The sequence below is a fragment of the Streptococcus suis genome, from assembly GCF_016743335.1.
Lineage (GTDB): Bacteria > Bacillota > Bacilli > Lactobacillales > Streptococcaceae > Streptococcus > Streptococcus suis_Y.
This window is the reverse complement of sequence record NZ_WCJE01000069.1, coordinates 1-5,997: the sequence shown is the minus strand read 5'-3', so window position 1 is coordinate 5,997 and position 5,997 is coordinate 1. Positions and strand designations below refer to the sequence as shown.

The 5,997-nt window shown below is 40.6% G+C and carries 5 protein-coding genes; 2 read left to right on the top strand and 3 right to left on the bottom strand.

From position 1 onward, the window contains the following. A partial coding sequence (locus tag F9856_RS11590) for a gamma-glutamyl-gamma-aminobutyrate hydrolase family protein (RefSeq protein WP_202106690.1) occupies window positions 1–657 on the top strand: 657 nt, incomplete at its 5' end. Here the strand turns inward: F9856_RS11590 and radC are convergent. The 3 genes from radC to gyrA form a co-directional block, all read right to left on the bottom strand. After that, window positions 654–1,334: a RadC family protein gene (gene radC / locus F9856_RS11585; RefSeq protein WP_002935253.1), complete on the bottom strand. Its 681-nt coding sequence runs from the start codon at window positions 1,332–1,334 to the stop codon at window positions 654–656. The two genes, F9856_RS11590 and radC, sit on opposite strands and share 4 nt — an antisense overlap. 112 nt (window positions 1,335–1,446) lie before the next feature. Further along, window positions 1,447–2,196 carry a class A sortase gene (locus F9856_RS11580; RefSeq protein ID WP_002940809.1) on the bottom strand — a complete coding sequence of 250 codons (750 nt, stop codon included), beginning with the start codon at window positions 2,194–2,196 and terminating at the stop codon, window positions 1,447–1,449. Window positions 2,197–2,202: 6 nt separating this feature from the next. After that, on the bottom strand, window positions 2,203–4,647 hold the full coding sequence (gyrA, locus tag F9856_RS11575; RefSeq protein ID WP_024402193.1) for a DNA gyrase subunit A: 2,445 nt from the start codon (window positions 4,645–4,647) through the stop codon (window positions 2,203–2,205). A 188-nt stretch (window positions 4,648–4,835) separates the two neighbouring features. Between gyrA and F9856_RS11570 the strand changes: the two genes are divergently transcribed. Further along, window positions 4,836–5,819: an L-lactate dehydrogenase gene (locus F9856_RS11570; RefSeq protein WP_029185147.1), complete on the top strand. Its 984-nt coding sequence runs from the start codon at window positions 4,836–4,838 to the stop codon at window positions 5,817–5,819. Window positions 5,820–5,997 lie beyond the last annotated feature (178 nt).

Here is a 5,997-nt window from a genome sequence, read left to right as displayed (position 1 = left end):
TATAAAACAGGGGATCATACAGAACCCCTGCTTTCTTATACCCAGACTTGCCTCGTACAAGCTATTGAAGATGCTGGCGGGCTCCCACTCATCCTTCCTGCTACAGAGCCAGATTTGGCAAAATATTATATTCATCTTATTGACAAACTCATCCTAACAGGAGGACAAAATGTCCAGCCAAGTTACTATCACGAAGAAAGAACTATTGACAGCGATAATTATCTACCAAAGCGTGACGAGTTTGAATTGGCCCTCATAAGGGCCGCCCAAGAAAATCAGAAACCTATCTTCGGTATCTGCCGAGGTCTACAGCTCTACAATGTAGCTCAAGGTGGTAGCCTTCATCAATCAATTTCTGAACATTGGCAAGACATAGACGGACAAGAAGTCAGTCAAACGATTCAACTGACTCAAAATAGTCCACTTTACGACATATATGAGTCCGATCCGAGTGTGAACTCATTTCACCGTCAGGCTATCAAAGACTTAGCCCCTGACTTAGAAATCATTGCACTATCAGATAATCAACAGATTATTGAAGCAGTTCATTCAGCCTACCCAACTAAATTTTTAGGGGTTCAATGGCATCCTGAACTACTCTACGGTAAACGTGAGATTGAAAAAGACCTCTTCCACTATATTGTCAATAAACTTTAAAATAACTCACTTTCTTCTCTAAAAGAATAGTAATCCTTATTTCCAACAATTAAATGATCTAATAATACCAGTCCTAGCTTTTCGCAGGACTCTTTTAAATTCTCCGTAAATAGCAAATCATTCCTACTAGGTTGTACTGAACCCGACGGGTGGTTATGAACAATGATAATCGATGTTGCCATACATTTTACTGCGTAATGCAAAATTTCACGTGGTTCTGCAATACTACGATTAACACTCCCAATAAAAATCGTTTTTTGACTGATAATCTGGTTCTGGGTATTGAGATAAAGTGCAACTAGATGCTCCTGCTTCTTATGCCCGATTTCATGAATCATCTTACGTCCCAACTTCTCACTTCCCAAAATTCTCTCATTTAAGAGCAACTCTGATTGATTGATACGTTTTCCAAGTTCAATCATAGCCTTAATTTCAATCGCCTTGACGCGCCCAATTCCAGTTAAACTTTGCAATTCTTCAATTGATAGTTCTCTTAGAGCCGCTAAACTCTCCAAACGATTCAATAATTTATTGGAGAGAATAGAAACAGGTTCTTTTTTTGTCCCAGTTCTAATAAAAATTGCTAGTAGTTCCTGATTACTGAGACGCTCAGCTCCAACTTCTACTAAACGTTCTCTAGGTAGAATGGCCTCTTCTTTAAATTCAATTTGATACATAATTTCCTCCTCACCTATCTATTCGTAAAATCTTGCAAAAAAGAAGCCATATAAAACCAAAGATTATCTCCCCAGTCTTATACCACTTCTTTATCCTTAATATATAGATGTTTTATTGTCCATAATCATACTGATTATAACTCTTATTGAAGGAATCTAAGATGTCTTTTGCAGTTTCATTATATGGAGTTGTTGATTCAAGAACTCCTTTTACAATGATACGTTGCGTTGCATTATAGTCCGTACATGTTACCAAAGTAACTTCTGTACGTCCTTCTACATCATCAATGACATAGACACTTTCAGGCGAAACAATTTCCACACTATCAATAACGTAGGTGTAGACATTGGTCTTGTCAGTAATATAGATTTTCATGCCGTTTTTAGCACGATCAAGCGGTGAAAAGAGAACATCTGCCGCACCAGTTACACCAAAAATATGGTGGCTGGCCAACGCATAATTTCCTTTCCCCATCTCTTGGTTTTCCTTCATAGTACCAGCTCCATACATGAGCGAAGTATTGAAGACCCCTTTAAAAATAGGAAGGTTGATACCAAGCTCGGGAACCGCAATTCCACCAATTACAGGTAAGCGTTGTGCATCCCACTGAGCTGCTAAAATAGCCTCTGTAGAAATAGACTGAACCTGATCGAAATCAAATGTTGTTTCAGCCTGTTTATTCTTTTCGATATCCTCTGTCGTAACATTGCTAATCTGGTATTTATTCGTATTCCAGCCGATAATAAAATTACGGATAGAGGTGTTGAATATCAACGCTAGGGAAATCAGTATCAATACAACTGTTAAAAGATTGCGCCAAAAAGAACCTTTACGTTTCTTCTTGTTTTCACGTTTTGACATGACTATTTATTCCTTTTCTTCTTTAATTTCGGCAGCATCTACCAAGGCAAAGGTCATGATTTTCGCTTCATCATTCAAGCGCATCACTTTTACACCCATGGTTGAACGACCAGTTTGAGAGATATTGGCAACACTTGTACGAATAATAACGCCAGTATCGGTAATAACCATAATATCTTCATCACCAGATACCGTTGTCAAACCTGCCAGAGAACCATTCTTCTCAGCAACTTTAAGAGTCTTGATACCCTTACCACCACGACCTTTGGTTGGATACTCACTGGCTGGTGTACGTTTACCAAAACCTTTTTCCGTCAATACGAGTACTTCTTGGTCATCAGAAATCATAGTAGCGCCAACTAACTGGTCTCCCTCGCGTAAATTGATACCACGAACACCTGTTGCTGTACGGCCCATATTACGAACATCTGTTTCAGTGAAACGTACAGAATAACCGAACTTAGTCCCCATAATAATGTCTGCTTGGCCATTTGTTAAGAAAACATTGATGAGTTCATCGTCTTCTTTCAAATTCAAAGCTTTCAGACCGCTCTGGCGAATATTGGCAAATTCTGACACACTAGTCCGTTTTACAACACCTTGGCGGGTTGCAAAGAAGAGATAGCTATCTGCCTCCTGGTCCTTAGTTACATTGATAATGGTTTGAATTGCCTCGTTTTCTTCCAATTTAAGTAAATTGACTACTGGAAGTCCCTTTGCAGTACGACCATATTCTGGGATTTCATAGCCTTTGAGACGGTAAACACGTCCCTTATTAGTGAAGAAGAGCAAGCGATCATGAGTGCTTGTAGAGACTAATTCTCGTACAAAATCATCATCCTTGACGCCAGTTCCTTGAACCCCACGTCCTCCACGTTTCTGAGCTTGAAACTCATCCTGTGCCAAACGCTTGATGTAGCCTTGGTTTGACAAGGTGATTAAAACATCCGTTTCTTCAATCAAGTCCTCATCTTCAAGGGAAAGAACTTCACCAACCATCAATTCTGTACGGCGTGGGTCAGCATATTTACGTTTGACTTCTTCTAATTCGTCTTTAATAATCTGAACAACACGCTCAGGCTTAGCTAGAATATCAGCCAAATCTGCAATCAAGGCCACTAACTCATCATATTCTGATTGAATCTTGTCGCGTTCCAAACCTGTCAAACGACGAAGACGCATATCAAGAATGGCCTGACTCTGACGTTCAGAAAGGTCAAATTTCTCCATCAATTCAGCTTGAGCAATGGCATCAGTTTCTGAATTACGGATAATACGAATGACTTCATCAATATGGTCAAGAGCAATCAGCAAGCCTTCTAAGATATGAGCACGCGCCTCAGCCTTTTCTTTATCAAATCGTGTACGACGAGTGACTACTTCTTTTTGGTGTTCAATATAAGACTCTAGAATCTGACGTACAGAAAGGATTTTCGGTACACCATTTTGGATGGCCAACATGTTGAAACTAAAGTTGGTTTGAAGCTGTGTTTGCTTGAATAGGTTATTCAAAATAACGTTAGCAGAAGCATCACGACGAACTTCGATAACAAATCGTACACCCTCACGGTTGGATTCGTCTCGAACAGCAGTGATTCCTTCAATACGTTTTTCTTGGACTAATTTGACAATATGTTCTTGAACCTTGGACTTATTGACCATGTATGGAAACTCTGTAACAACAATGCGCTCACGACCATTTCCATATTCTTCAATTTCTGTGCGGGAACGAAGAACTATTGAACCTTTACCAGTTTCATAAGCACGGTGAATTCCAGATTTCCCCATAACCAAGGCACCTGTCGGAAAATCTGGTCCAGGCAAGACTTCCATAATCTCACGTGTTGTTACCTCGGGATTGTCCATAACCAGCTTAACTGCCTCGATAGTCTCACCCAAGTTGTGTGGAGGAATGTTGGTAGCCATACCAACGGCGATACCAGTCGTTCCGTTAACCAGAAGGTTAGGGAAACGAGCAGGTAAAACCTCAGGCTCACGTTCACTCGCGTCATAGTTATCCGCAAAATTTACCGTGTTCTTGTTAATATCACGAAGCATTTCAAGCGCAATCTTGCTCATGCGTGCTTCTGTATAACGCTGAGCGGCTGCTCCGTCGCCATCCATGGAACCAAAGTTTCCGTGACCATCAACTAACATGTGACGGTAGCTCCACCATTGCGCCATACGAACCATTGCTTCGTAAATCGCACTATCTCCATGCGGGTGATATTTACCCATAACATCCCCTGTGATACGGGCTGATTTTTTATGTGGTTTATCCGGTGTAATTCCTAATTCATTCATCCCATACAAAATACGGCGATGAACCGGCTTCAGACCATCACGTACATCAGGCAGAGCACGTGAAACGATAACACTCATCGCATAGTCGATGAAGGATGATTTCATCTCATTGGTCAGATTAACCGTTACTAAATTTTTATCTTGCATTATATGCCTCTTTCAACAGTCATTGTGCTTCTATTATACCATACTGGCGAATAAATTTCTTTGTTGGAAACTAGCATGTAAACATTTTCAAACGCGCTTTCACAAGTGACAAAAAGCTTAAAACATGCTAGAATGTATTATGGTCGGGATGAAGTCATCCCCAAATAAAACTAAGGAGATGTTTAGCAATGACTGCAACTAAACAACACAAAAAAGTAATCCTTGTCGGTGACGGTGCCGTAGGTTCTGCTTATGCTTATGCTCTTGTTAACCAAGGGATTGGTCAAGAATTGGGTATCATCGATATCAACAAAGACCGTACTCAAGGTGATGCAGAAGACTTGAGCCACGCATTGGCCTTCACATTCCCTAAAAAAATCTACTCTGCTGAGTATTCAGATGCTCACGACGCAGACTTGGTTGTATTGACAGCTGGTTTGCCACAAAAACCAGGTGAAACTCGCCTTGAATTGGTAGAGAAAAACCTTCGTATCAACCAACAAATCGTTACAGAAATCGTTAACTCTGGTTTCAACGGTATCTTCCTTGTTGCTGCTAACCCTGTTGACGTGTTGACTTACTCAACTTGGAAATTCTCTGGTTTCCCTAAAGAGCGTGTTATCGGTTCTGGTACTTCTCTTGACTCAGCTCGTTTCCGTCAAGCATTGGCTGAGAAAATCGGTATCGACGCACGTTCAGTTCACGCTTACATCATGGGTGAGCACGGTGACTCAGAATTTGCAGTTTGGTCACATGCCAACGTTGCCGGTGTGAAATTGTACGACTGGTTGCAAGATAACCGCGATATTGATGAGCAAGGTCTTGTTGACTTGTTTGTATCTGTTCGTGATGCAGCCTACTCAATCATCAACAAAAAAGGCGCAACTTACTACGGTATCGGTGTTGCACTTGCACGTATCACTAAAGCAATCTTTGATGATGAAAATGCAGTACTTCCATTGTCAGTTTACCAAGCTGGCCAATACGAAGGTGTTGAAGATGTCTTCATCGGTCAACCTGCTATCATCGGTGCCCACGGTATCGTTCGTCCAGTAAACATCCCATTGAATGATGCTGAATTGCAAAAAATGCAAGCATCTGCTAAACAATTGAAAGACATCATCGATGATGCTTTCGCTAACCCAGAAATTGCAGCTGGTGTTAAAAACTAATTATATAAAATAGTAAAAAAGGTGAGCAATAGCTCGCCTTTTTTACCTTCTAATATCATAACGTAACATAGCAATTCCATCTGTGACAGTTGACTCTATAACTCCACTTCCTTTGAATAGGACAATTATTCAGTTCCTGTACAGCAAAGAACATGATAAAAAGGTCCACTGGACCTTT